Origin of the sequence: Shewanella zhuhaiensis, from assembly GCF_022484835.1 — a bacterium.
GTDB lineage: Bacteria > Pseudomonadota > Gammaproteobacteria > Enterobacterales > Shewanellaceae > Shewanella > Shewanella khirikhana.
The window spans coordinates 230832-255990 of sequence record NZ_JAKUDL010000001.1; the positions used below are offsets into that span (position 1 = coordinate 230832).

At 54.3% G+C, this 25159-nt stretch carries 16 protein-coding genes; 10 read left to right on the forward strand and 6 right to left on the reverse strand.

What is annotated here, in order from left to right; genetic code table 11:
• Positions 1-17 precede the first annotated feature (17 nt).
• Together MJ923_RS01005 and MJ923_RS01010 are read right to left on the reverse strand one after the other, a co-directional pair.
• The gene (locus MJ923_RS01005; protein ID WP_240589520.1) at positions 18-977 is read right to left on the reverse strand and encodes a sensor domain-containing diguanylate cyclase; all 960 of its coding nucleotides are present in this window, start codon (positions 975-977) and stop codon (positions 18-20) included.
• Positions 978-990: 13 nt separating this feature from the next.
• Positions 991-1998: a response regulator gene (locus tag MJ923_RS01010; RefSeq protein ID WP_240589521.1), complete on the reverse strand. Its 1008-nt coding sequence runs from the start codon at positions 1996-1998 to the stop codon at positions 991-993.
• Between the two features lie 304 nt (positions 1999-2302).
• Between MJ923_RS01010 and MJ923_RS01015 the strand changes: the two genes are divergently transcribed.
• Both MJ923_RS01015 and MJ923_RS01020 read left to right on the forward strand, forming a co-directional pair.
• Positions 2303-3109 carry a crotonase/enoyl-CoA hydratase family protein gene (locus MJ923_RS01015; RefSeq protein WP_240589522.1) on the forward strand — a complete coding sequence of 269 codons (807 nt, stop codon included), beginning with the start codon at positions 2303-2305 and terminating at the stop codon, positions 3107-3109.
• Between the two features lie 122 nt (positions 3110-3231).
• The gene (locus MJ923_RS01020; RefSeq protein WP_240589523.1) at positions 3232-3729 is read left to right on the forward strand and encodes a YqhA family protein; all 498 of its coding nucleotides are present in this window, start codon (positions 3232-3234) and stop codon (positions 3727-3729) included.
• Between the two features lie 38 nt (positions 3730-3767).
• On the opposite strand, the gene MJ923_RS01025 is transcribed toward MJ923_RS01020, so the two are convergent.
• From MJ923_RS01025 to rapA, 3 genes are all read right to left on the reverse strand, one after another.
• The gene (locus MJ923_RS01025; RefSeq protein WP_240589524.1) at positions 3768-4661 is read right to left on the reverse strand and encodes a DUF3530 family protein; all 894 of its coding nucleotides are present in this window, start codon (positions 4659-4661) and stop codon (positions 3768-3770) included.
• 43 nt (positions 4662-4704) lie between these two features.
• On the reverse strand, positions 4705-6474 hold the full coding sequence (locus MJ923_RS01030) for an amidohydrolase (protein WP_420854399.1): 1770 nt from the start codon (positions 6472-6474) through the stop codon (positions 4705-4707).
• 198 nt (positions 6475-6672) lie between these two features.
• Positions 6673-9576 carry an RNA polymerase-associated protein RapA gene (gene rapA, locus MJ923_RS01035; RefSeq protein ID WP_240589525.1) on the reverse strand — a complete coding sequence of 968 codons (2904 nt, stop codon included), beginning with the start codon at positions 9574-9576 and terminating at the stop codon, positions 6673-6675.
• A 334-nt stretch (positions 9577-9910) separates the two neighbouring features.
• Here rapA and MJ923_RS01040 point away from each other — a divergent pair, with 334 nt between their 5' ends.
• The 4 genes from MJ923_RS01040 to MJ923_RS01055 all read left to right on the forward strand — a co-directional run bounded on the left by MJ923_RS01040 (position 9911) and on the right by MJ923_RS01055 (position 18333).
• On the forward strand, positions 9911-11302 hold the full coding sequence (locus MJ923_RS01040) for a PhoH family protein (RefSeq protein WP_240589526.1): 1392 nt from the start codon (positions 9911-9913) through the stop codon (positions 11300-11302).
• A gap of 195 nt (positions 11303-11497) precedes the next feature.
• A complete protein-coding gene (locus MJ923_RS01045; protein WP_240589527.1) occupies positions 11498-15205 on the forward strand; it encodes a response regulator in 3708 nt (1235 codons plus the stop codon).
• 11 nt (positions 15206-15216) lie between these two features.
• A complete protein-coding gene (locus MJ923_RS01050; RefSeq protein ID WP_240589528.1) occupies positions 15217-17601 on the forward strand; it encodes a zinc-dependent metalloprotease in 2385 nt (794 codons plus the stop codon).
• 192 nt (positions 17602-17793) lie between these two features.
• A complete protein-coding gene (locus MJ923_RS01055; protein ID WP_240589529.1) occupies positions 17794-18333 on the forward strand; it encodes a hypothetical protein in 540 nt (179 codons plus the stop codon).
• A 74-nt stretch (positions 18334-18407) separates the two neighbouring features.
• Here the strand turns inward: MJ923_RS01055 and MJ923_RS01060 are convergent, their stop codons facing one another.
• Positions 18408-19760, reverse strand: a complete 1353-nt coding sequence (locus MJ923_RS01060) for an MATE family efflux transporter (protein WP_240589530.1) — start codon at positions 19758-19760, stop codon at positions 18408-18410.
• Between the two features lie 224 nt (positions 19761-19984).
• Here MJ923_RS01060 and MJ923_RS01065 point away from each other — a divergent pair, with 224 nt between their 5' ends.
• From MJ923_RS01065 to MJ923_RS01080, 4 genes are all read left to right on the forward strand, one after another.
• Positions 19985-20275: a co-chaperone GroES gene (locus MJ923_RS01065; RefSeq protein ID WP_126165692.1), complete on the forward strand. Its 291-nt coding sequence runs from the start codon at positions 19985-19987 to the stop codon at positions 20273-20275.
• A 54-nt stretch (positions 20276-20329) separates the two neighbouring features.
• On the forward strand, positions 20330-21967 hold the full coding sequence (gene groL, locus MJ923_RS01070; RefSeq protein ID WP_240589531.1) for a chaperonin GroEL: 1638 nt from the start codon (positions 20330-20332) through the stop codon (positions 21965-21967).
• A gap of 1083 nt (positions 21968-23050) precedes the next feature.
• The gene (locus tag MJ923_RS01075; protein ID WP_240589532.1) at positions 23051-24028 is read left to right on the forward strand and encodes a retron St85 family effector protein; all 978 of its coding nucleotides are present in this window, start codon (positions 23051-23053) and stop codon (positions 24026-24028) included.
• Positions 24018-24959, forward strand: coding sequence for a retron St85 family RNA-directed DNA polymerase (locus MJ923_RS01080; protein ID WP_240589533.1), 942 nt, complete (start codon positions 24018-24020; stop codon positions 24957-24959). Before MJ923_RS01075 ends, MJ923_RS01080 begins: the two co-directional genes overlap by 11 nt.
• The last annotated feature ends 200 nt before the right edge of the window (positions 24960-25159 follow it).

Genomic DNA, 25159 nt, shown 5'->3' on the forward strand with positions numbered 1-25159 from the left:
TTCATGGCTGTAAGGGGTTATTCGCTATAAATTACCGAGCAATTACGGCCCTGCTGTTTGGCCTGATACAGGGCGCTATCGGCATTGGCCACCCATTGGGAGGCGCTTTCGATAAAGTCGCCCATGCCGCAAATGCCCAGACTGATAGTGACCTGAATTTTTTTGCCTTCAAACTGAATGGGTGAGTTGGCTACCTTTTCCCGCAAACGCTCGGTGAAGTGCAGCGCTTCTTCGCAGGACGTCCCCGCCAACACCACCGCAAACTCTTCACCGCCATAACGGCCAGCACAGTCAGTTTCCCGCAATGACTGACTGAGCAGATGGGCAATGTGCTGGATAACCTTGTCGCCAGCCACATGGCCGTGCTCGTCGTTTACCTGCTTGAAGCGGTCGATATCGAACATCACCAGGCTCACAGGGTCGCCATAGCGGTTAAAGCGTTCGTATTCGCGGTTCATGCACATCTGCCAGTGACGGCGGTTATTCAGTTGGGTCAGGCCATCGGTTTGGCTCAGGTGCTCCAGTTGCTCGTTGACGCTCTTGAGTTGCAAGCGATTCACGGCCACATCGGTGACGTCGTACACGATAATGCTGATATGGGTGATTTGCCCGGTGAGGGACGCCAGCGGCAGCAGAGTCACGTTCTGGTACATAAACTCGGCGCGGCCGGTAATGGGGCGATAGTTTTTGAATTTAAAAACGTAAGGGCGCTGTTCCCAACTGATAAAGGCGCGGTTTTTCAGAAGGTAAACCGACTCCATTTTCTTTTTCAGCCAGCCGGCGGGCAGATCGGGAAACTCGTCAAACAGGTTTTTGCCCTTGATAGAATTGGGTGACACGCCGCTGTGGTTTTCCATAAAACCATTCCACAGGGCGATATTGTAATTTCTATCCAGCACCACCAGCCCGACCTCTATGGTTTGCACCATATCGATCAGCCAGTGAAGCTCATTCATCAGGTCTGCATCATTGGACATCTGCTGTCTTGCCTCAATCTTCATCCAACATGTAGCCGAGCTTGTAGGTCAGGGTCGGCAGCGAGTCTTCGGTGAACAGGAGCAGGAGGTCACATTCGATATTGTGGTCCTCGATGCGGTAGTTGATTTCCATCGCCAGGGTGCGATGCCATTTCTCGGCGTTGTCGTGGATAAGGTCGTTCACTGTGCAGTGACGCCCAAGCACCACGGGGTGCGACTGGCTGAAGTGCATATCCAGTTGCTCGGCAATGCCGCTGAGGAAGGCGCCAATCAGCACATTGCCCGTATCAATAAGCACTTCCACTTCGGTGGCATCATTGTTGGGGTCGTCCAGCTTCATCAGCTTGGCCATGTCCTGGAAGCTGGAGTCATGGAACAGCAGCAGGGCTTCACCTGCTACCCCGGCGCTGATAAAGCCCTGACACAAGGCGGTAATCTTAGAGCTGGAGTCGGTCGCCTTAAGCGCCATGGTGAGTTCACTCACTTCCAGCACGTTTACCCGCGGAATGGGCAGCAGCACAAATACATCGAGCAGCTTGGCGAGCAGATCAGCGGCGCGGCCCATGGCCACGTTGGCAATTTCCTGGCAGGCATCGCGCAAGTCCACCTTGATAAGCGGATTGTCTTCTTCGGCTTCCAGCTCACCATCGCCTGGCACCAAAATGCCGTATTCCTGCAGGATGGCAGAAATGGCCTCAGCGCTGACCGGCTTTTGAATAAAGTCCAGTGCGCCCAAGGCTTTAACCCGTTCATGGGCCTTAATTTGAATGTCGCCTGAGACCACGATAATCAATGCGGGCAAGTCTTGCTGCTGCACGGTTTGCAGCACCTCGTAGCCATCCATCACCGGCATGTTGAGGTCAAGAAACACCACTTCGCCTTTACCGGCGCGTATGGCTTCAAGGCCTTCGGCGCCATTGGTGGCGAAGGTAATGTCGACTTCCCAGTCCTTGGGCAGGGTGCGCGCCATCTGCTTGCGAGCCATGGCTGAGTCGTCACAAATCAATACTGGAAGTGCCATGCTGGGGATGAGTCCTCGTTCATTCTTATTATTCAAGATAACACCAAATACGGGTGTCAGCCTGTTTCTGAGTGCTTCTTCGGGAAAGTTAAAAGAGAATCGGCAGGCCAAAAGTCGTAAAAAAACCGCCAACGTATGCACACTTAGGGCGAATCATACTCTGCTGACTTTGACGTGCAATACAGTTGCGCACAGGAATGTCAGAAAACTGACACTCGTCAAAAGTCTGCATATGTTAAAGCCAATAGTGATTTATGCCAAATGTGTTACCATCCCGTTCTGGACAGACCAGTTGAGAATCGCCATGACAGCAAGCACAGTGACAGTGGAATATCAGGGAGAGACAGCTCTGGTGACCCTGGATCGCCCCGATAAATTCAATGCCCTGAATTACGAGATGTTTTTGGATATCTGCCGGGTGCAGAAACAGCTGAAACGCCAGCGTCATATCCGGCTGGTGATAGTCACAGGTCGTGGTGGCAATTTCTCCTCCGGGCTAGATATTAAAAGCGTGATCAAAAAGCCGCTGCAACCTATTGGGCTGCTCGCAAAATGGCTGCCGGGCAACGCCAATCTGGCCCAGCGGGTCTCCATTGGTTGGAGCCGTTTGCCTATGCCGGTTATCGTCGTGATTGAAGGCTATTGCTATGGAGGCGGCATGCAGATTGCGCTGGGGGCCGACTTCAGAATTGCCAGTCCTGGGGCTAAGTTATCTGTGATGGAAGCCAAATGGGGCCTGGTGCCGGATATGGCTGGGCTGGTAAGTTTGCGTAACATTATGCCCAAGGATAAGGCGCTGGAGCTGACCATGACGGCGCGGGTGCTGGACGCCGCTGAGGCCGAGGCGCTGGGGCTGGTTACCTGGGTCGATGAGGCGCCCATGACCCGGGCGCAGGCGCTGGCCGATGAGCTGCTGAAGCGCTCACCGGATGCGCTGGCAGCGATTAAGTTTTCAACCCACAACAGCTGGAGCGCCAGTATTCGCAGCCTGCTGGCGCGGGAGTCCTGGTATCAACTGCGACTACTCCTTGGTGCCAATTTCCGTCTCGCCGGAGCGCGGGAGCAGGGCAAGACGGATAAGCCGTATCGTCCAAGACAAAGATTCTGGTAATTTGCCACCTGAGCCTCCCGGGCTCACACAACTGAGGCGCCGGACTTGCCCTCACTGCATCAAAGCGCCGACAATCGGCGCTTTACTTTTTGTTTCGCTTATTAACGTCAGGAAGACTCTGGATGAAGAACAAACTCGAACGCCTGCTGTGGAGCAGCCGTCTGTCGGTGATTTTTGGGGTAGTGGCGTGCATAGTGGCGGCCCTGGTGGTATTTGTCATGGGCGCCAAGGACATGCTGCACATGTTTCACCTGCTGTGGGACTATCTGGTCAGCGGCAGCCTCGACGTGCGTAACGACCTGGTGATGGTGGTGATTGAAATCCTCGATACCTTCCTGCTGGGCGCGGTGCTTTTGATTTTTGCCTTTGGTCTGTACGAGCTGTTTATCCGCGACATCAAACCGGCTTCTGAGTCGGATGTTGGTGGTAAGATATTGATTATCAGTAGTATTGATTCGCTCAAGAGCAAGCTTGGCAAGGTCATCCTGATGATGCTGGTGATCAAGCTGTTCTCGTTTTTCAGCGAGCTTAAGCCCCAGAGTGCGCTGGAGCTGGTGTACATGGGCATAGTGGTGGTGTTGGTGGCGCTGGCACTGATGCTGACCAAGGACAAATCCTGATAAAGACGCTGTCCTTAAAGCACGGCCAGCATCCCGGGCTACTGCGGCGGTGCTTCCTTGATGCTGGCGGCAAAGCCGCGCAGGGCTGAGAGCACCTCGGCCCAGGCGTCAGGTTCGCTGATATTGAGTGACAGGGTCAGCTGGCGATACTGCATGCCATCTTTGGCCGAGGCCGCCGCACGGCGCAGCGGTGCGTTGGCGAGGCTGGCGCTGTTGCCATCCGGCGACTGAATATCCAGCACCGGCACTTCCTGCACCGCCACCAGTCCTGGCAGGCGGTCGTCAAATTCCGGTGAGCTGCTGTAGGGGTTAATGATCACCAACAGATCCGGCGGCGCCACCTTGCCATCATTGAGCAGGCTCAGGATCAGGGCCGCGCTTCTGTCCATGGCCACCAAAATCCGTTTGCCCGGATAGGCGGCACCAATCTGGGTCAGGCCGGTGAGGCTGGCTTCGACAAAACCAAGCTGGGTTTCCACGTGTTTTTGCCACTCTTCCGGCTTGTATTTTTCCATGGCCTTGGCGGCCGGGGTACTGAGCTGGCCTTCTCCTGCTTTGGTAATTTCTTCCGGCGCTGTGGTAAAGCTGGGGTGGGGAGGGCTCTTGGGCGGCGTCATGCTGATGCTGGCCCAGCCTGTGGGGCTCAGGCCACTGCGCAGGTAGGCCACCAGTCCGGGGGCATCGGGGCCAAAGCCGGTGTCGGCAAAAATAATCGCTGCGCCGTGCTGCTTTTTACCTTCCCAGGGGCGCACCAACACAGGTAAATCCTGTCCTTCCACAGTAATGCTGCGCAGTTGGCGGCTTTGCAAATAATCGAAGGCCGGATCATCGGCTGCAACGGCCACGCCAAACAATAAGCTCAGGCTCAGGACAATAAGGGCGCGCATGGGATTCCCGTGGTCAAAGCGGATAACCCTCTGATAATAACCCATGGCACCCTCCTGTTAGAACTCCAGGCCTGATATTCGGTAAGGTCTATTGCCCAAGGGCATAAAGGCGTTTGCCTGCCACATGGGTTTCAAGCACTTGGGTTTGCCAGATTTCGGCAGGTTCAGCTGCGAAAATATCCCTGTCTATCAGGATAAAATCCGCCATGCTGCCTTCGACGAGGCTTCCCAAATCCTGCTCCTGAAAGGCGCCATAGGCTGCATCCACAGTGAAGGCTCGCAGCGCCTCTGCCAGGGTCAGTTTTTCTTCCGGGCGCCAGCCTCCTGCGGGCTGGTTTTGATGATCCTGGCGGGTTACAGCGGCATGCAGCCCATGGAAGGGGTTAGCCAGCTCCACCGGAAAGTCGGAGCCGCCAATAATTGGACTGCCAAGGTCGGTAAGGGTACGCCAGGCATAAGCGCCCTTAAGTCTGGCTTCACCGAGGCGATCGCCTGCCATATTCATATCCGAGGTGGCATGGGTGGGTTGCATCGATGGCAGCACCTTGAGCTTGGCAAAGCGAGGCAGATCCGCCGGGGCGACCACCTGAGCGTGTTCGATACGGTGGCGTGCCGTTTCACGGGATTTTTTATCGAGTTTGGCAAGCTTATCCAGCACCATGCGATTGGCACGGTCGCCGATGGCATGAATATTGGCCTGAAACCCGGCGGCGGCAACGGCTTTAACGAGGCTGCCAAGTTCCGGCTCTGGGGTAACCAGCAGGCCGGTCTCCCCCGGTCTGTCGCTGTAAGGGGCGAGCAGCGCGGCGCCGCGGCTGCCAAGGGCGCCATCGCTGTAGATTTTTACCGAGCGAGCTACCAACTGCTGGCGCTCATCCAGTATCGGCCCCTGATTAAGCCAGGTTTCAAGCTCGGGAGCCGAGGCCGACAACATGGCATAAATCCGCACCGGCAGCTTGCCTTCATCCTTCAGCGCCTGATAGTCCGCCAGCTCATCGGCGCCTATGCCTGCGTCATGGACGCTGGTTATCCCAAGGGACAACAGATGATTAAATGCCGTGCCAAAGGCGGCGCGCCGCTCGGCCGTGGTGGGCTCAGGGATATGTTGCTCAAGCAGCGCCATGGCGTTATCTACCAGTACGCCTGTGGGTTCGCCATTGGCGTCTTTCAGGATTTGGCCGCCGTCCGGATCCTGGGTGTCTCTGGTAATGCCTGCGAGCGCCAGCGCCTTGCTGTTGGCCCAGCCTGCGTGACCATCGACGCGTCTGAGCCATACCGGCTTATCCAAGCCTGCGGCATCTAAAGACGCGCGGCTCGGGAAGCCTTTGCTTTGCCAAAGCTCCTGATTCCAGCCTCGGCCCAGCACCCATTGCAGCGCCGGATTGGCCACGGCGAAGGCCTTGACCATGGCGGCTGCGTCCTGCTCGCTGGCACTTTCACGCAGTTCTACCCTGGACAAGCTCTGGCCCAACCCCAGCACATGACCATGACCATCAATCAGCCCCGGCAGCAGAGTCTTACCTTTGCCATCAACCACTTTGGCCTGTTCAAAGCCTTGCTCGCCATTGCCCCGCGCCAGCACCCGGCCGCTGACATCGTCGTAAACCAGCTGGTTAAAGGTGACCAGATTGCGCCCGGCATCGAATCCATAGCCCTTGATATTTTTCAGCATGATAACGTCGGCACTGGCCTGGGTTGCCAGCAGTGGACTCAGGCTAAGGGCGCCCAGCAGTGCGGCGCGGATAGCCTGTTTGATACTGCGCTTGTTGGTGCTGGGGCTGATAGCAGCGGCGGCTTGCAGGGCGGGCGATTGGCGGCGCTGTGGGTGGCATTGCTGGCGAAGATGTTGGCAAAGCATGGGCATTCCTTTTTTGAGTTATTTTTATTCTTTAAGGGGTTATACCATTCTATTTCCTGTACCGTCATCGAACTTTCCCGTTTGGTTAACGAAAAAGTGGCGAAAAAAAGACCCGCACAGGCGGGCCTTTTTATTGAGCTTCTTACAACGAACGTCTCAGCGAACCTCTTGGCAAATGTCGCTGGGTTCTGGCTGGGCTCAGGCGTGGCTTACCAGCACCAGACGAATGGCATCCAGCTTAAGCTGGGTGTTGCCAAGGTAGCCTGACAGCTCGGTAATCTGGCCTTTGAGGTGCTCCAGCTCTTCGTCACGGATATTGGGGTTTACCGCCTTCAGTGACTCCAGACGTGACAGTTCTGCCGTCAGCTGGGTTTCCATGCGGCTGCGGGCATCCCCGGTGAGTTTGGCCAGCGCCTCTTGCGCCACGGCTTCACCATTGGCAAACAGCGGGTGCAGCATGGTTTGGGAGGCGTTCACCAGCTTGCTGGCGATATGGCGGTTCACACCGGACAACTGCTTGTCGAAGCTGTCGTAATCGACCTTGTCTGACAGATTGTTGCCGCTCTTGTCCAGCAGCACCCGGATAGGGGTGGGCGGCAGATAGCGCTGAACCTGGCTGGCCTTGGGCGCCGAGGTTTCGGCGAGGTACATCAGCTCCAGGAACAGGGTGCCGGCGGGCAGGGCCTTGTTCTTCAGCAGCGCCACACAGGTGGTGCCTGTGTCAGAACCTGTGATGAGATCCAGGCCGGTCTGTACCAGCGGGTGCTCCAGGGTGATCAGGGCAATATCGTCACGGGACAGCGCCGTGTTGCGATCGAAGGTGACGGTAATGCCATCTTCGCTGAGGCCCGGATAGGTGGGGAACATCATGTGGTCGGTGGGGTGCAGCACTATGCAGTTTTCGCCGCGATCGTCCTGATCCAGACCAATCACATCCCACAGCCGCAGCACAGAGGCAATCAGATCTGTGTCTTCATCGGCATCGGCAAGTTTGGCCGCCAGGGCTTCGGCGCGGGCGCCGCCATGGCTGTTAAGTTCCAGCAGCTTGTCGCGGCCCTGTTCCATGGCTTCCTTAAGTGCCTTGTAGCGCGCCTGGGTGTCGGCCATCAGTTCGGCTTCATCTTCCATTTCACCGGCGAGCATGGCCAGCAGACGTCCCTTGAACTCGCTGAACAGCAGATGGCCGCCGGGGCAAGTCAGTTCGAAAGCACACAGACCTTGGTGATACCAGTTCATCAGCTGTTCCTGAGCAGTGTTTTTCAGGAATGGCAGGTGAATTTGCACATCGTGACGCTGGCCGATACGGTCCAGACGGCCGATGCGCTGCTCCAGCAGATCCGGGTTCAGTGGCAGGTCGAACAGCACCAGATGGCTGGCGAACTGGAAGTTACGACCTTCTGAGCCAATTTCGGAGCAAATCAGCGCCTGGGCGCCGCCTTCTTCCTGGGCAAAGTAAGCACCGGCCTTGTCACGCTCGATAATGGACATGCCTTCGTGGAATACTGTGGCCTGAATGCCTTCGCGGGTGCGCAGCGCTTCTTCCAATGCCAGTGCGGTTTCGGCGCGGCTGGCGATGACCAGCACCTTCTTGGAGCGGTGGGCTTTCAAAAAGTCGATAAGCCAGTCGACCCGTGGGTCGAACTTCCACCAGCTGGCGTTGTTATCATCAAACTGCTGATAAATACGCTCTGGGCTCAGCACCTGGGCTACCTTGGCTTCGGCGGTCTTGCTGCCGCCCATCATGGCATTTACCCGCATGGCGGTGGCGTATTGCTCAGGCATATCAAAGCCGTAGCTGTGGAAAATACGCTTGGGGAAGCCTTTTACTGAGGCGCGGCTGTTGCGGAACAGCACCCGGCCGGTGCCATGGCGGTCCAGAAGCTCCTGCAGCAGTTCGTCGCGGGCGGCCTGACGCAGTTCTTCATCGAGGTTTTCGGCCTGAATTTGGCGGATGGCCGGGGCTATGTCTTTTTCAGACAAAAGCTCGGTCAGGCCATTGATGGCGTCGTCGGAAAGCTTGATGCCACGGGCGAGGGCATCGGCGGCTTCGGCCACCTTTTGGTAGCCCTTCTCTTCATTGAGGAAGGCCTGATAGTCGTAGAAACGATCCGGATCCAAGAGGCGCAAACGGGCGAAGTGGCTCTGGTGACCCAGCTGATCCGGCGTTGCGGTCAGCAGCAGTACCCCGGGCACCACGGCGGCCAGGGCTTCCACTACCTGATAGGCGCGGCTTGGCTCATCTTCGCTCCACTCCAGATGGTGGGCTTCATCCACCACCATCAGATCCCAGTCGGCATCCAGCGCCTGCTCCAGACGGCGTTTCTTGCGCAGCAGCTCCAGCGAACAGATAACCAGCTGCTCTGTGTAGAAGGGGTTGTCGTGATCGGCAAAGGCTTCCACGCAGCGGTCTTCATCAAATACCGCAAAGCGCAGGTTAAAGCGGCGCAGCATTTCCACCAGCCATTGGTGGCGCAGGGTGTCGGGCACTATCACCAGAATGCGCTCGGCGCGGCCGGTCATCAGCTGCTGGTGAATAATCAGGCCCGCTTCTATGGTCTTGCCCAAACCTACTTCGTCGGCGAGCAATACCCTGGGGGCGTGACGGCGACCCACTTCATGGGCAATCCACAGCTGATGCGGAATAAGACCTACGCGGGGGCCTTGCAGGCCCAGCATGTCGGAGGTGGCCAGCTTGTGGCGCAAAAGCTGCGACTTGTAGCGCACGCCAAAGCGCTCGATGCGATCGATTTGACCGGCGTAGAGGCGATCCTGGGGCTTGTTGAAACGAATATTGTGCTCGAGCAGGGTTTCCCTGAGCATGGTTTCTTCGCCATCGTCGGTACGCTTGCCGAAGTAGAACACTATGCCGTTCATCTCTTCGAGCTTGTCTACCGTCATGCTCCAGCCTTCGGCCGAATCAATGGTATCGCCGGGGTTGTAAATTACCCGGGTCAGGGGGGCTTCGGCCATGGCAAACATACGGTTTTCGCCGGTAGCGGGGAACAGCACAGTCACCATGCGCCCTTCAACCTGCACCACTGTGCCCAAACCCAACTCCGACTCTGTATCGCTTATCCAGCGCTGCCCAATCGCGAACGACATCTTACACTCTCAACTCAAGGGGAAACTCAAAGGGCGCGTATGTTATACCAATGGCCCGGATATTTGAATCAGACTAGATCCCCAAAGGCGTCAGCACAACCGCTGCGATTGTCACTTTCCTGTCATATGAACGTCTTTCAATGGCCATAAGGGATGTGAACACCGGCCAATGGATTCTGGCTTACACCCTTTGGACAGTTGAGCTTTTTGGGGAAGGGTGCCAGTATTAAGTTAATGACGGTATTTGATTTTGTCAGCCCAGGAGGACAAGGCCCCAACCACAAAAGCCAGCGCTGTAACAGTATCGCCCTATGTCACTAAAACCGGAGGCGCCATGGAACAAGACGACAGAAAGTTGTTTGTACTGGATACCAATGTTTTATTGCACGAACCCTTAGCGATTTACTCCTTTAAAGAACATGACGTCGTCGTCCCGATGACAGTGCTCGAAGAGCTGGATCAGATTAAAGACCGCAAGCGGGATGTCAGCCGTGACGCCCGGGTCGCCATCAGGGCACTGGAAGATACCCTGGGCGGCGAAACCACCCCCGAACAAATCATCGAAGGCGTATCCCTGCCAGCCCGCGAAGGCCATGACGCCTCAGGCACCCTGGCGATTTTCCCCGACCACCAACTCGAAATGTCCACCGGCAGCCTGCCGGGCGACCATAACGATAATCGAATCATCAATACTGCGCTGCACTTACAAAAACTCCACGCCCCCAGGGCCGTGGTGCTGGTGACCAAAGACATCAATATGCGCCTGAAGGCCAAGGGCGCTGGCATTAAGCTGGTAGAGGATTACCGTACCGACCAGTTGATTGACGATATCCGCTTCTTAACCAAAGGTTTTCATCAGTTTGAAGGCAACTTCTGGGAGCATCTGGAAAAGGTATCCACCACCCGCCATGGCCGCCAGACCATCCACGAAGTGCCACTGCAAGATTTGGAAGACGACCATCTCTATATCAATCAATATCTTATCGACGAAGAGTCAGACTTCTGTGGCCGGGTGATTTCCAAGGACGATACCCATCTGCATATTCTGGATCTCGGTCAGAGCCGTTTGCTCAATCTGGAAGCCTGGGGCATTCGCCCGAAAAATGTCTATCAGGGCATGGCCTTGCAGGCACTGCTGGACCCTGAAATCGACATGGTTATCCTCACCGGCCCCGCAGGTTGCGGCAAGACCTTGCTGGCCATGGCCGCAGCGCTGGAACTGGTGGTGGAGCGTAATCAGTACGACAAGGTGATTGTGACCCGTAACACTCCGGAAATTGCTGAGTCCATTGGCTTTTTGCCCGGCACCGAAGAAGAGAAAATGGCACCCTGGCTCGCGGCCATTACCGATACCCTGGAAGTGCTGCACAAAAACGATGTAAACCCCCATGGCTCCATGAACTACATCATGGAAAAAGCCAACATCCAGTTTAAATCCATCAACTTTATGCGTGGCCGTTCCATCCAGAATGCCATTGTGATTCTGGATGAATGTCAAAACCTTACCGCCTCCCAAATCAAAACCATGATCACCCGCATGGGGGAAGGCACCAAGCTGATTTGCTCCGGTAACCTGGCGCAAATCGATTCCAACTACCTGACTGCCGTGACCTCAGGTCTGACCTACATAGTGGAGCGATTCAAGAACTTTGAGGGCAGTGCCAATGTCTACCTCAATGGTGTGGTCAGATCCCGTCTGGCAGAGTTCGCTGAGGAACACCTGTAATTCCTTCGGCGTAAATGCGGCAAAAACGGACCCCAGTGGGTCCGTTTTTTGTACCTAAAGCGGTGTAAAACCAGCTACTTTGAAACATATTCAACGACAATTATTTTATGTGCCTTCAATCGGGTTCCTGTTACTATACCCAGTCAAGTTTTGCGGGGACAGGGCCCCGCCACAGGGGATGCGAAAGGTTTTTTGATGAAATCAAATGAGCCGGATCTTCAGCTCAAATCGCCTATTCAACGCAATTACAACCGGGCGGTGTTTTACACCTATATAGGTGTAATCGTCATGGCGTGTCTCACGGCCTGGTTCTTCTTCGACCGGGAAAAGACCCAGTTGCTGGCCCAGCGCGAAGAACAAATCGACAGGCACGTACTGCAAATCGACCTGCTGCTGGAATCCAGTATCCGCGCGGTAAAATCGTTAAGAGACGTTGCCGTGGACCATTTACGGCTTGGGGAGCTGGTCCGTAAAGAGCGCCTGCCCCAGTACGAAAAGTTCAATCAGGACGGCCAGTACTTCACCCTAGAACCCCACTATGCCGAAAGCGGCAAACCCTTCACCAATATGGGCCGTATCACGGGTATAGGCTCGCTGAAGAACCGGGTTGACAAGTTCTATCAGGAACTGGAGATGCTGTTCGAGCTGTCGCTGTCGTTCCCGGTTGCCAAAGAGGCGGCGCCCAAGGCATCGGCGATTTATTACATTTCCAAGCGGCGGATGATGTCCTACTACCCCTGGCCCTTGGACGAACAGCGCTTTCGCGACGAACTGCTGAACAAGAAGCAGTTTCAACTGGCCACCCCGGCCATGAACCCCCAGCGCAGCGTGTTCTGGAGTGAGGCCTACCTTGACTCCAGCGACAAGGGCCTGCTGACCACCCTCGGGGTGCCGATTTACCTTGAAGATGAGTTTATCGGCTCCATCAATCTGGACATGACCCTGGCGTCGCTGGCGCGGCAAATCCGCCTCTACTTCAAGATGCCGGGCACAGTGATCCTGCTCGACCAGAGCAACAATATTCTGTCCCACTCAGACATGGCCAGCGAAGACCTCAAGCGGGTCTATCACATCAGCCAGCGTATTCCGTCTGAGCTGCATTCACTGCCGGAGTCAGAGCTGTTCGATGCTCAGGGCGGCGTTATCCGTAACGGCTACTACATTCACTCGGTGGCGCTGCACAACGCCCCTTGGCGTCTGTTGTATATACAAGATGTCGATGACCTGTTTAAAGACAGCTGGGAGAAGCTGCAGCTGACTTTTATTCTGGTGGTACTGGCGCTGTCGGTGCTGGTAACCATAGTGCACTGGCAGACCCGCCGCTCCTTTGTCAGCCCGGCATCGAGACTGCTGTCGCACCTCGAAGGCTGCTCGGCCCAGCCGATGCCAGCGCCTGAGAAAGTGACCGCAGGCTGGGAGCCGTGGTTTGCACTTGTGAGCCGGATTTTTGAAGAAAACCAGCAATATACCAAGCACCTTGCCGAGCAGAACAAACGCCTCGATAAGCTGGTGGCCCGCCGCACCGAGCGTCTTAAAGAAACCACAGAGCGGCGTGAGCGTGAGTACGCCTTGCTGCGCTCCTTGCTGGACTCCATCCCTGAAGCCATTGTCTTTAAAGATAAAGAAGGCCATTACCTCGGCTGTAACAAGTCGGCCGAACGTATGCTGGGCTTCAGCGAAGCCGAGATGATTGGCCTCTCCAGCGACGAGCTGACCAGTCCCGAGCAGTCCAGCCGTATCCGCGCCGAGGACGAGCAGGTGCTCAGTGAGCGTACGCCGCTGCGTTATCAGGAGAAGATAGAGCTGGCCGGTAAGCCGGTGCTGCTCGATACCCTCAAGCTGCCGTTCTATAACCGCCGCGGCGAGCTGATGGGTCTGATTGCGGTATGGCGTGACGTGACCCGCGAATATGAGTCGGCCGAGCAGCTGCGGCTTTCGGAAGAGCGTTATCACCTCGCCATGGACGCGGTGGAAGATGGCCTGTGGGACTGGTATCTCGACTCAGAGCAAATTATCTGTAACCCGGCCTATTACTCGATGCTGGGCTACAAGACCAACGAATTCCCGGCGCTGTTGTCGACCATCGACAGCCTTATCCATCCGGACGATCGCATTCGGGTGCAGGAATACCGCGAGCAGTACCTCAAAGACCCGATTGGCGCCTATGAGATTGAGTTTAGGATGCGCGCCAAGACCGGCCAGTACCACTGGATGCTGAGCCGTGGCCGGGTGGTGGAGTTTACCCAGGATGCCCAGCCAAAGCGGATGGTGGGTACCCACAAAGACATTACCCGTCACAAGAGCAACGAGGTCGCGCTGCTGGAAGCCAAACAGGATGCGGAACTGGCGAACCTGTACAAGAGTGAATTCCTGGCCAATATGAGCCACGAAATCCGCACCCCGATGAACGCCATTATCGGTATGTTGCAGCTGGCCGGGCGCACCAGCTTGACCGAGCAGCAAAAAGATTACCTCGACAAGGCCAGCTTCTCGGCCCAGTCGCTGCTTAGGATCATCAACGACATCCTCGACTTCTCCAAGATTGAGGCCGGTAAGCTGGAGCTGGAAAAAGTCTCCTTCCCGCTGGATAAGGTGCTGGACCACACCCTGGATCTCAACGCTCTCAAGGCGCAGGAGAAGGGCATTGAGCTGCTGCTGTACGCCCCTGTGACCGCCGGGCTGATGCTCAAGGGCGATCCGCTGCGTCTGGGGCAGGTGCTGATTAACCTCTTGTCCAACGCGGTTAAATTTACCCAGCACGGCGAAATTGAACTTGGCTGTGAAGATGTGGGCGAGCGTGATCATCGCATTACCCTCAAGTTCTGGGTGCGTGATACCGGCATAGGTATCAGCCGCGAGCAGCAGGATAAGCTGTTCGACGCCTTCGCCCAGGCCGATGGCTCCACCACCCGCAAATACGGTGGCACCGGCCTTGGCCTGTCCATCAGTAAGCACCTGGTGTCCATGATGGGCGGCACCATGCAGGTTGAGAGTGAGCCCGGCGTGGGCTCCACCTTCAGCTTTACCGTGAGCTTTGAGATTGCCGAAGAAGCCAAGGCGCCGCCAATGATAGTACCCGAGCGGCTGGCAAGCCTGCGCACCTTGGTGGTGGACGATAACCCCACGGCGCTGCAGATTTATTCCACCGTGATGCGCGACTTCCACTTCGAGGTGGAAACCGCCGCCAGCGGCGCTGAAGCCCTGTATAAGCTGGGTCGCCAACCGGTTGATCTGGTATTGCTCGACTGGATGATGCCGGAAATGGACGGCATTCAGGTGATAGATGCCATCGACGATATGGTCGCCGAAGGCAAGTTGGCCACCCGGCCGGTAATCATCATAATGACCGCCTATGCTGCTGAGCCGCTTCGTATGGATCTGGACAGCGATCGGGTGTTTGCCATGTTGCAAAAGCCGTTCAAGGCCTCAAGTCTGTTCGATGAAATCATCCGCGCCTTTGCTCCGGCCGCCCCCGAGGCACTGCCGGAGCCGGAAGTGAGCCACGACAGTGAGCACAAGGGTGTGGTGCTCTTGGTAGAAGACAACTTTATCAACCAGCAGGTGGCCACCGAGCTTCTGAAGAGCGCCGGTTACGAGGTGGATGTGGCCGATAATGGTCAGATTTCACTCGAGATGGTTGAAAAACGCAGCTACGATGCGGTACTCATGGATATTCAGATGCCGGTGATGGACGGTCTGACCGCCGCTACTGAGCTTCGCAAGCGTTACAGTTTTGATGAATTACCCATTATCGCCATGACGGCCCATGCCATGTCCGGCGACAGAGAAAAAAGTCTGGCTGCGGGCATGAATGCCCACATTACCAAGCCGATAGTACTCACCGAGCTGTTTGAGACGCTGAGCCACTGGATAGGACACAAAGAAAAACATCGGACCCCCTGAAAGGAGAACACATGAAACCCTCGACCCTCGCCTTGGCGCTTATGCTCGCTGCCGTGCCTGCCTCGCCAATCTGGGCCGCCGAATCTGCCGCCGCCATCATCAAGCAGAGCCAATCGGCCCGGGGGTTTCTGAATCTCCATTACGATAAACAGGGTCAGGTTTATGTGGAGGCCAACCACCTGGATCAGCCGTTTTTGTTGGTCACCAGCCTGCCACAGGGCGTGGGTTCCAACGATATCGGCCTCGACCGCGGCCAGCTCGGTCGCACCCGCATGGTGCAGTTTGAGCGCATCGGCCCCGACCTGATTTTGCGTGAACTCAACACCCGCTACCGCGCCGGCAGCGACTATGCCCCCGAGCAGCGGGCAGTAAAAGAAGCCTTTGCCGATTCCATTTTGTGGCGCGCCCCGGTCGTCGATGGCAAGACGGCGCTGGCACCGCTCAATGCTTTGGTACTGAATGATTTGCACGGCGTTACCGACTCGCTGAAAGCCAGCGGTCAGGGCAGTTTCAGCCTGGATAGCTCACGCTCGCTCATTATCCCCGAGTACGTGAAATCCTTCCCCAATAACAGCGATGTGGATGTGCAGCTCACCTTTGCCTCCGGCGAGCCCGGCGCCTATGTGGCCCAGGTGACCCCAGACCCCAAGGCAATTTCCATCCGCATGCGTTTCTCCTTTATTGCCTTGCCTGAGCCAGGCTATGTCGCCCGCGACTATCACCCGCAAAGCGGCTATCTGTCTGATGAATATCTGGATTACGCCACCGGCATCGACCAGAGCGTAGTTAAGCGCCATCTGCTGCGCCACCGGCTGCAGAAAAAGACGCCCGGCGCCGCGCCTTCCGAGGTGGTTGAGCCCATAGTCTATTACCTCGACCCAGGCGTGCCCGAGCCTATCCGCAGTGCGCTGCTCGACGGCGGCCGCTGGTGGGAAGAGGCCTTCAATGCCGCAGGCTTTATTAACGGCTTCAAGATGGAGCTGCTCCCCGAAGATGCCGATCCGCAGGATGTGCGCTTTAATGTGGTGCAGTGGGTGCATCGCGCCAGCCGTGGCTGGTCTTACGGCTCGGCCATTGCCGATCCGCGCAGCGGCGAAATCATCAAGGGCCATGTGACCCTGGGCAGCCTGCGTGTGCGTCAGGATCACCTGATTGCCCGCGGCCTGACCGCCGGTTGGGAAGACAGAGACGCCGCCGCCAAGGCGTCGGAACATCTGGCGCTTGAGCGTATTCGTCAGCTGTCGGCCCACGAGATTGGCCACACCCTCGGCCTTGACCATAACTTTGCCGCCTCCAGCAACAACAATGCCTCTGTGATGGATTACCCCCATCCCATGGTCAGCCTCAATGGCGGCAAGATTGATATCTCCAGGCCGTACACCCCGGGCATAGGCGAGTGGGACAAGTTTGCCATCGCTTATGGCTACGGCGACTTTGGCGCCGATGAAGCGACAGGGCTGTCGAAACTGCTTATGGATGTGCAGACCAAGGGCCTGCGCTACATAGGCGAGAGCGACTCCCGCAGTGCGGATGCCAGCCACGCCTACGCCAGCCTGTGGGATAACGGCAGCGACCCTGTGGCTGAGCTTACCCGCCTGCAGGAGGTGCGTCGCAAGGCGCTGGCCGACTTCAATCCGGATGCCTTGCTTAAGGGGGAGCCGCTGGGCGAACTGGCCGATGCCCTGGTGCCCCTGTATCTGTTGTCGCGCTACCAGATTGAAGCCGCCACCAAGGTGATTGGCGGCGCCGATTACGGCTACGATGGTACCTACAGCTGGCACTATATGGCGCCAGAACTGCAAAAGCAGGCATTGGGCACAGTGCTGGCTACCCTGGATACCGCCGAGCTGACCTTGCCGCGCGAACTGGTAGAAGGCCTGCTGCCCAAGCAGGGCAATTACTACAACAGCCGTGAAAGCTTTGCCTCGGGCCTTGGTATTCTGCCAGACCCCATCGGCATGGCCGAAGTGCTGTCGCGCCACACGGTAAAAACCCTGCTGATGCCCAAGCGCCTCAACCGGGTAGAGCAGGGCTTCCAAAGCGACAGCGAGCAGCTGTCGGTCACCACCTTGGTGGATCGCCTGTTTGCCGTGACCCTGTTCCAGGAAGGCAAGATTGGCCTTGAGCGTGGCGTCTGGATGCGCCTCAATGCCGTCACCGTGGATGCGGTGCTGGATGCCTTTCACCACGAGGATACCTCACCCGAGGTCAAGGCGGTGCTGGGTGCCAGACTCGCCTACGCCCAAAAGCAGCTGGAACGTAAGTCCAGCCGCTCCAGCGAGGCCGATGCCGCCCATTACAAGTATCTGGCACTGGGCATTGCCCGTGGCCTCGATGACGCCACAGCCCGCATCATCAAAAAGCCGCTGCCCATGCCGCCGGGTTCGCCTATCTAAGCATTAGCTGCATTGTTTTAAAGCCCGCATTTGCGGGCTTTTTTGTGATGGGCGGCGTCAATCCGCTTATCTCAATCTTTCGGCGCACGCGGGGTAGGCGAAAAGGCTGCTAAAATTCAGTCTGTATAAGTTCAAAGCATGCTCCGCGGCGTCGTTGGGGCGTGATTGTGGTCAATTTCAAAGGATTGAATGATGACAAGACTGGTGTTTTTGCTGCTGGTGCTGGCAGCGAGCTTTTTCGGCTATCGCCACTATCTGGCGCCCATCCCCCTCGAAAGTCACTTCCTTGCCAGTATTCCGGTGAAGGTGCGTATGCTGCCTGAGCCCAATACCGCCTCGCGTATGACCGGCCAGGTGAGCGTAGAGCAGGTGGTGAACCAAAAGGCTGAAAACCGCGATATGACCCTGGTGGTACTGGCCATGGGTACTGCCTTCGATGTGTTCGACGATCAGGATATCAACGAGTTATCGCTGGAAGACTTCGACAGCATCAGCCGCCGTTTTGGCACCGACTATGGCATCAATGCGTCCATCATTCGCCGTGGCTTTATTCAGCACAACGGCAAAAAAGGCTACGAGCTGGTGATTAACCTCGGCGCCGAGAAGGGTGAGCTGGTGCAGCATATCTACACCCACGACAATCACTTACTGCTGCTGATGGCAAGCTACGCCGGTAATGACAGAGAAAAGCAAACCGCGCTGGCATTCCTGGATTCGGTGGAGTTTCTCTAAGCGCAGCCGCCAAAGCACAGGCAACAAAAAAGGACGCATCTGCGTCCTTTTTTGTTGGTCGTGCTAACACTGCCTCAAGCTGCTTTAGCGGCGCTCTCTGGCTCTGTCACCCGGCCTGCCAGCAAATAACAGGCAATGCCCATCAGGGCGTTGGTTACCGGCAGTGCCAGCATCAGGCCTTTTACGCCGTAAAGGAAAGAGCCAAGAGCGCACAGCGGCAGCATCAGCAAAAACAGGCGGCACACATTGATAATCAGCGATGCCATGGGTCTGTGGAAGGCATTGAATGAAGTGGCAACAATGATCACCACCCCCAGCGGGCCATAGGCGGCGGGCAGGGCGATAATGTAGAAGGTCAGCCATTCCACTACCTGCGGGTCGTCACTGAAGAGCCCGGCAATAGGGCCTGCCAGCAGCGCCAGTGGTATATACAACAGGAACTGGAACAAGAGCACAAAGCGCAGCGACATCATCAGCGCCTCACGCGCCCGCTGTGGCTGACCGGCCCCCAGGTTTTGCGCCACAAAGGGCATCAGACTCGATGACAGCGCCATCACCACAATGAGCAGCACAGACTCGAGCCGGGTTCCGGCACCGAAGGCCGCCACGGCGCCGTGGTCGATACGGGCCAGCATAGCCATGATCACCGCATTGGCGATAGGGTTCATCAGGTTCATCAGCGCCGCTGGCTGGGCAATGTGTGCCAGCCGTTTCCAGTTATCCCTAAGCCGCGACCACACCACTTCGGTGAGGGTCAGCATCCGCCGCTTAACGATAAGCAGATAACCCGAGAGCGACATGGCCACCACCCAGGAAATCACGCTGGCAATGGCGGCGCCTTCGATTTCGAGCCGTGGGAAAGGGCCAATGCCAAAAATCAGCAAGGGGTCGAGAATAAGGTTGATAATGGCCGCCAGCGCCATGATTTTCGCCGGTGACTTGGTGTCACCGGTGGCGCGAAGCCCCTGATTACCCACCATTAACAGCACCAGCAGCGGGCAGCCCAGATACCACACCAGCATGTATTCATGAATGAGTGGCAGGCTCTTGTCGTTGGCCCCCAGCAGACTGAACAGCGGGTCGATAAACACCAGCCCCAGCGAGGCGAGGGTGCCCACCAGAGCAAAGGTCAGCAGCAATGCATCGTGTAAAAACACCTTGGCCTCGGGGGCGCAGCCCGAGCCAATCAGGCGCCCAAGATTGGTCGAGACTCCGGCGCCTATGCCCACCGCAATGCTGGACAGCACCAGGGTAACGGGAAAGGTAAAGCTGATGGCTGCCAGGGCTTCGGTGCCTAACTGGCTGATAAAAAAAGTGTCGACCAGACTGAACCCCAGAATGGTCAAAATCCCCAGCATGTTGGGCAGGGTCATTTTTAACAGTACAGAGCCAATCGGCGCTGTTAAAAGGCCGTGTCTGTCTTTCATGGGGGCCAAAATACTCTTATTGCGGTGCGAGGCGCGATTCTAACAGGAATGATGACGGCGAACGAAAAGCCAGGCCAAAAAAATCCAAAAAATTTTGTAAATCCCCCTTGAGTCCCTTGGCCCCTGTCCCCATATAGACTTCATCGAGCGGCAAGCCCGTTGGGCACGCTGCGACTTCAAAAACCGCTCATTGCTGGGCAAAAAATCTTTAGGAGAATCCATAGATGAATATTCGTCCATTACATGACCGCGTAATCGTTAAGCGTCTGGAAGTGGAATCCACTTCAGCTGGTGGCATTGTGCTGACCGGCAGCGCGGCTGAAAAGTCTACCCGTGGCGAAGTGCTGGCGGTAGGCAATGGCCGGATCCTTGAGAACGGCACCGTACGTCCACTGGATGTAAAAGTTGGTGACCAGGTGATCTTCAACGAAGGTTACGGCGTGAAGAAAGAAAAAATCGACGGTCAGGAAGTACTGATCCTGTCCGAAATGGATCTGATGGCTGTAGTGGAATAATCCACTCCAATTGTGAAATTTCAGTCTAACGCAAATATTTAAAGGAAATCGAACATGGCAGCTAAAGAAGTAGTATTTGGTAATGACGCCCGCGTAAAAATGCTGGCTGGTGTAAACGTGCTGGCCAACGCCGTTAAAGTTACCCTGGGCCCTAAAGGCCGCAACGTGGTTCTGGAAAAGAGCTTCGGCGCGCCGCTCATCACCAAAGACGGTGTATCTGTAGCCAAAGAAATCGAACTGGAAGACAAGTTCGAAAACATGGGCGCCCAGATGGTGAAGGAAGTGGCTTCCAAGGCCAACGACGCTGCCGGTGACGGCACCACCACCGCCACCGTACTGGCACAGGCCATTGTTAACGAAGGTCTGAAGGCCGTTGCCGCTGGCATGAACCCTATGGATCTGAAGCGCGGTATCGACAAAGCCGTTGCCGCCGCTGTGGTTGAACTCAAAGCCCTGTCTCAGGAATGTGCCGACTCCAAGGCCATTGCTCAGGTAGGTACCATCTCTGCCAACTCTGACGAGTCCATCGGTGACATCATTGCCACCGCCATGGAAAAAGTAGGCAAAGAAGGCGTTATCACAGTTGAAGAAGGCCAGGCGCTGGAAAACGAACTGGACGTAGTAGAAGGTATGCAGTTTGACCGCGGCTACCTGTCTCCTTACTTCATCAACAAGCCAGAAACCGGCGCTGTTGAACTGGACAACCCATTCGTACTGCTGGTTGACAAGAAGATCTCCAACATCCGCGAACTGCTGCCTATCCTCGAAGGTCTGGCCAAGACCGGCAAGCCACTGCTGATCGTTGCCGAAGACGTGGAAGGCGAAGCCCTGGCGACTCTGGTAGTAAACAACATGCGCGGTATCGTGAAGGTTGCTGCCGTTAAAGCCCCAGGCTTTGGTGACCGTCGCAAGGCCATGCTGCAGGATATCGCCATCCTCACCGGTGGTACTGTTATCGCTGAAGAAATCGGCCTGGAGCTGGAAAAAGCCACTCTGGAAGATCTGGGTACTGCCAAGCGCGTAGTGATCACCAAAGACAACACCACCATCATCGATGGCAACGGTGCTGAAGAGCAGATCAAGGCTCGCGTAACCCAAATCAAACAGCAAATCGAAGAAACCTCTTCCGATTACGACCGTGAAAAACTGCAAGAGCGTATGGCCAAGCTGGCTGGCGGTGTTGCCGTTATCAAGGTTGGCGCTGCCACCGAAGTGGAAATGAAAGAGAAGAAAGCCCGCGTTGAAGACGCCCTGCACGCCACCCGCGCCGCCGTTGAAGAAGGTGTGGTTCCTGGCGGCGGTGTAGCCCTGGTACGCGTTGCTTCCAAGATTAGCGACGTTGAAGTAGCCAACGAAGATCAGAAGCACGGTGTGGTTATCGCCCTGCGCGCCATGGAAGCCCCACTGCGCCAAATCGCCACCAACGCCGGTGAAGAAGCCTCTGTAGTGGCCAATACTGTGAAGAACGGCTCTGGTAACTTCGGTTACAACGCCGGTAACGACAGCTACGGCGACATGCTGGAAATGGGTATCCTGGATCCAACCAAGGTAACCCGCTCTGCACTGCAGTTCGCCGCCTCTGTAGCAGGTCTGATGATCACCACCGAAGCCATGGTAGCCGAGCTGCCGAAGGCCGATGCCCCTGATATGGGTGGTATGGGTGGTATGGGCGGTATGGGCGGCATGATGTAATCTGCCCCGCCGCAGATTGATCAAGGCGGTTGCCTTGGTCTCTCTGAGACCACAACAAAACCCAGCTTCGACTGGGTTTTGTTTATTCGCGTTACAGAAAAAGGCCCGCGTATCGAACGCGGGCCTTTTCCATTTCAGCGGTTTCTGCCGGGGGCGGGGGAGTGGGTTGGGGTTGGAATGGCTTCGGACTTTGGTGGAGGTGAGACTTTGCATGCTGCAGGCTCAGTTGAATAGAGAGCCGCTTTCAGCGGCTTAACGTCGTGGAGCTTCGCCCCACACCCGAGGAAAGGGCAGAAGCGGCCTGTAAGGCAAGCGACAGAATAGTTTCTGTCGCTTAGCTGGCGCCGAAGCGCTCTGCGCGCCACGCGGAGGCAGTATCGACTTGCAATTGCCTCCATGCAAAAAAGCCAACTCGCCATCCTTAGCTCGCGCGCATGGACGCTCTGGCGAGCATGAGCCCTTATCCAATTCCCCAGCGACCCGCGACGAAGCGGACGACTCCTTGGGCTCCAGGCGTCCTTTTGCTATCGCGTCAGACGCTCATCCCTGATTCGACTGACGCTGCCTCGGCCACGCAATGGACACCTAGGCCCCGCGGCCGCTTCGAGCGGGATTGGTGTATTCCTCGACATAAGTGTTGTGGGTGTCCTAACTCTTTCTGGGGTTTAGTCGGACCAAGGAATTTGGGAGAAGAGCAATTGCGTTGCAAAAGAGGTTTGGGTGTCGTGACTCTCACTTCAGGATTAGGTTAAGTAGCTATAAAATATAGTAATTGACAAATTTCGAAAGCAAATCTACGATGGAGTTACTCTTTAGCTTCTGGACTTCTAAAGTCTAGTCGGGCGATTAGCCAGACTGTTAACTATTGAGCACACTTAGGCCGCGTTATAAAGAATTACGCCGATCCTGAGCTTGTGCTCAAGATCGGCGTAATTCTTTATAACGCTTCCTTTAGTAAAGAGTATAGGCGGTCGAGAAAGAGTATTTTTCTCGACCGCCATTCACGAAACTCCGCTGAACCTGATTTAACTTAGTATCTTTGGTGGGAATTGTTTTTGCTAATGATTGCGAATGGTATGTGATTTGGGTAAATCATACGAACAAACAATCTTAAGTATTTTTAGTGGATGCGATATTAGAAATTTTATCGTTAACTTTAATGCTGTTAGGATATTTGTTTGTGGTGGTGAAGTTGATATAAAAAGTACTACATGCAAGTCATTTAGACATAAGATATTTGAATATACAGCAGCCAAAGTAGATTTCAAGATAATTCATGATAGTCTCATAATGGCCGAGGCGTTCAAAAACTACTATAGAAATAATTATAGTGACTTGCTTACATTCGAGGCAGATATTGCAAATCTTTCAACATTGATCCTGATATTCTTGGAGGCTCCGGGGTCATTAGTTGAGTTTGGTTTGTACTGCGCAAAACCTGAGTTTTTTAATAAGCTCATAATTGTAGTACCCCAACAACATGTAGAGCAGCAAGATTCTTTTATTTACCTTGGCCCTTTAGAATTTATAAAAAGTAAGGTGGACGACTCAGTTTTAGTCTATCCTTTTCAAGATAAAAGCTGCTTGTATAAAGACGATTACGCGGAAGATGTATGTCAAACTATCTTAAATAAAATACATAGCGGAAATAAAACTGGAAAGTTTGAAGCCAATAATTCAGGTCATTTGGCGTTGTTAATTTTTGAGTTAATAAGACTTTGTTTCCCTATTCAACAGTTTGAAATTGAGAAGGTTTTAAAATCGCTTGGATTAGATGAGGTTAAACAAGGAACCTTAAAAAGGTTGATTTATCTTCTAAAAGAAATGGACTACATAGATTCTTGTGGCATTAGTTCCAATACATATTTTTATCCTAAGTTGAAAGTAAAAGAGAATAAAGCAATATCATTTAGTAAGAGTAATGGTGGACTAGACTCAACATCTATTAAAATTAAAGTATTAGAGTCAATAAATTTAGGTGGTGATTTACTAGCTCATAGAAGGAAAATGGCGGTAGAGCAGATATCTAAAATTTTCGAGGATGTGAACAATGGTTATTGATGATTGTATCACTAAGATGTTAAAAAATCAGCTATTACTAAGTGATGCCGAGCTTTTATATTTTGCATCAACGGCCCCGCACCGATATAAAAAATACTTTATTCCAAAAAGAAATGGTGTTGATTTAAGAGAAATAGCACATCCATCATCTCAGTTAAAATATGTTCAGAGATTGCTTGTTGAAAGTATGGTAAAAACATTCCCAATTCACTCATCTGCAGTTGCATATAGAAAAGGGATATCTATTCGTGATAATGCTACTTTGCATTTAAAGAATAATTATTTATTAAAGATGGATTTTGAAAATTTTTTCAACAACATTACGCCGGAAATATTTTTTGATGCTTGTGAAGATAATAATATAAGTTATTCTGAGAAAGATAAGAATCTTCTAAAAAATATTTTGTTTTACAAAAAAAGGAGAGCTTCAGGACTTAGTTTAAGCATCGGTGCGCCATCTTCACCATTGGTTTCAAACTTTATCATGTATCAGTTTGATGTTCTTGTTAGTGACTTCTGTGCGGCAAGAAATATTGTTTATAGTCGATATGCAGATGACTTGTTTTTTTCTACACGCAAATCTGATGAATTGTCTCAAGTGGCTGGTTTTATAAAGGAAATTTTGAGAACAATGTATCGTGGAAGATTAAAGATTAATGATGCTAAGACGATACATACATCGAAGAAAAATAAAAGACTTGTTACAGGTGTTGTATTGTCATCCGAGGATAAACTTTCAATTGGTCGAGAGAAAAAGAGGTTCTACTCATCAATGATTCATAAATTCACCTTGAAATTGTTGGATGGTGATGAGATTCATAAGCTTCAAGGCTATTTATCGCACGCAAAAAACATTGAGCCATTATTTATTTCTAGGATGGAAAAGAAATATGGTCACAAGGCGTTAGCTGAAATTATGAGTTACAATTGATTTCTCTAACTGGTCTATTTATTTGAAGAGTGAAAACATCCAAACACTTATAATAAACATCTTGTTAGAAGGTTTCATAATTTTATCTCGCTCAAAGTGGCTGTTCGGAACGTACATTAACTATAAGGACGTCTTTGTCGTTTTTATTTAATATCACCTCTACCTATTTGTCCCGCGAAATAATCGGAAATGTCACGGTG

Excerpts from the sequence above, each read along its gene's own strand:
- MJ923_RS01005 (WP_240589520.1), bottom strand. The coding sequence starts at position 977 with ATGTCCAATGATGCAGACCTGATGAATGAGCTTCACTGGCTGATCGAT.
- MJ923_RS01025 (WP_240589524.1), bottom strand. The coding sequence starts at position 4,661 with ATGGGTTATTATCAGAGGGTTATCCGCTTTGACCACGGGAATCCCATG.
- groL (WP_240589531.1), top strand. The coding sequence starts at position 20,330 with ATGGCAGCTAAAGAAGTAGTATTTGGTAATGACGCCCGCGTAAAAATG.
- MJ923_RS01040 (WP_240589526.1), top strand. The coding sequence starts at position 9,911 with ATGGAACAAGACGACAGAAAGTTGTTTGTACTGGATACCAATGTTTTA.
- MJ923_RS01010 (WP_240589521.1), bottom strand. The coding sequence starts at position 1,998 with ATGGCACTTCCAGTATTGATTTGTGACGACTCAGCCATGGCTCGCAAG.
- MJ923_RS01020 (WP_240589523.1), top strand. The coding sequence starts at position 3,232 with ATGAAGAACAAACTCGAACGCCTGCTGTGGAGCAGCCGTCTGTCGGTG.
- MJ923_RS01065 (WP_126165692.1), top strand. The coding sequence starts at position 19,985 with ATGAATATTCGTCCATTACATGACCGCGTAATCGTTAAGCGTCTGGAA.
- MJ923_RS01045 (WP_240589527.1), top strand. The coding sequence starts at position 11,498 with ATGAAATCAAATGAGCCGGATCTTCAGCTCAAATCGCCTATTCAACGC.
- MJ923_RS01060 (WP_240589530.1), bottom strand. The coding sequence starts at position 19,760 with ATGAAAGACAGACACGGCCTTTTAACAGCGCCGATTGGCTCTGTACTG.
- rapA (WP_240589525.1), bottom strand. The coding sequence starts at position 9,576 with ATGTCGTTCGCGATTGGGCAGCGCTGGATAAGCGATACAGAGTCGGAG.
- MJ923_RS01015 (WP_240589522.1), top strand. The coding sequence starts at position 2,303 with ATGACAGCAAGCACAGTGACAGTGGAATATCAGGGAGAGACAGCTCTG.
- MJ923_RS01050 (WP_240589528.1), top strand. The coding sequence starts at position 15,217 with ATGAAACCCTCGACCCTCGCCTTGGCGCTTATGCTCGCTGCCGTGCCT.
- MJ923_RS01030 (WP_420854399.1), bottom strand. The coding sequence starts at position 6,474 with ATGCTTTGCCAACATCTTCGCCAGCAATGCCACCCACAGCGCCGCCAA.
- MJ923_RS01055 (WP_240589529.1), top strand. The coding sequence starts at position 17,794 with ATGACAAGACTGGTGTTTTTGCTGCTGGTGCTGGCAGCGAGCTTTTTC.
- MJ923_RS01080 (WP_240589533.1), top strand. The coding sequence starts at position 24,018 with ATGGTTATTGATGATTGTATCACTAAGATGTTAAAAAATCAGCTATTA.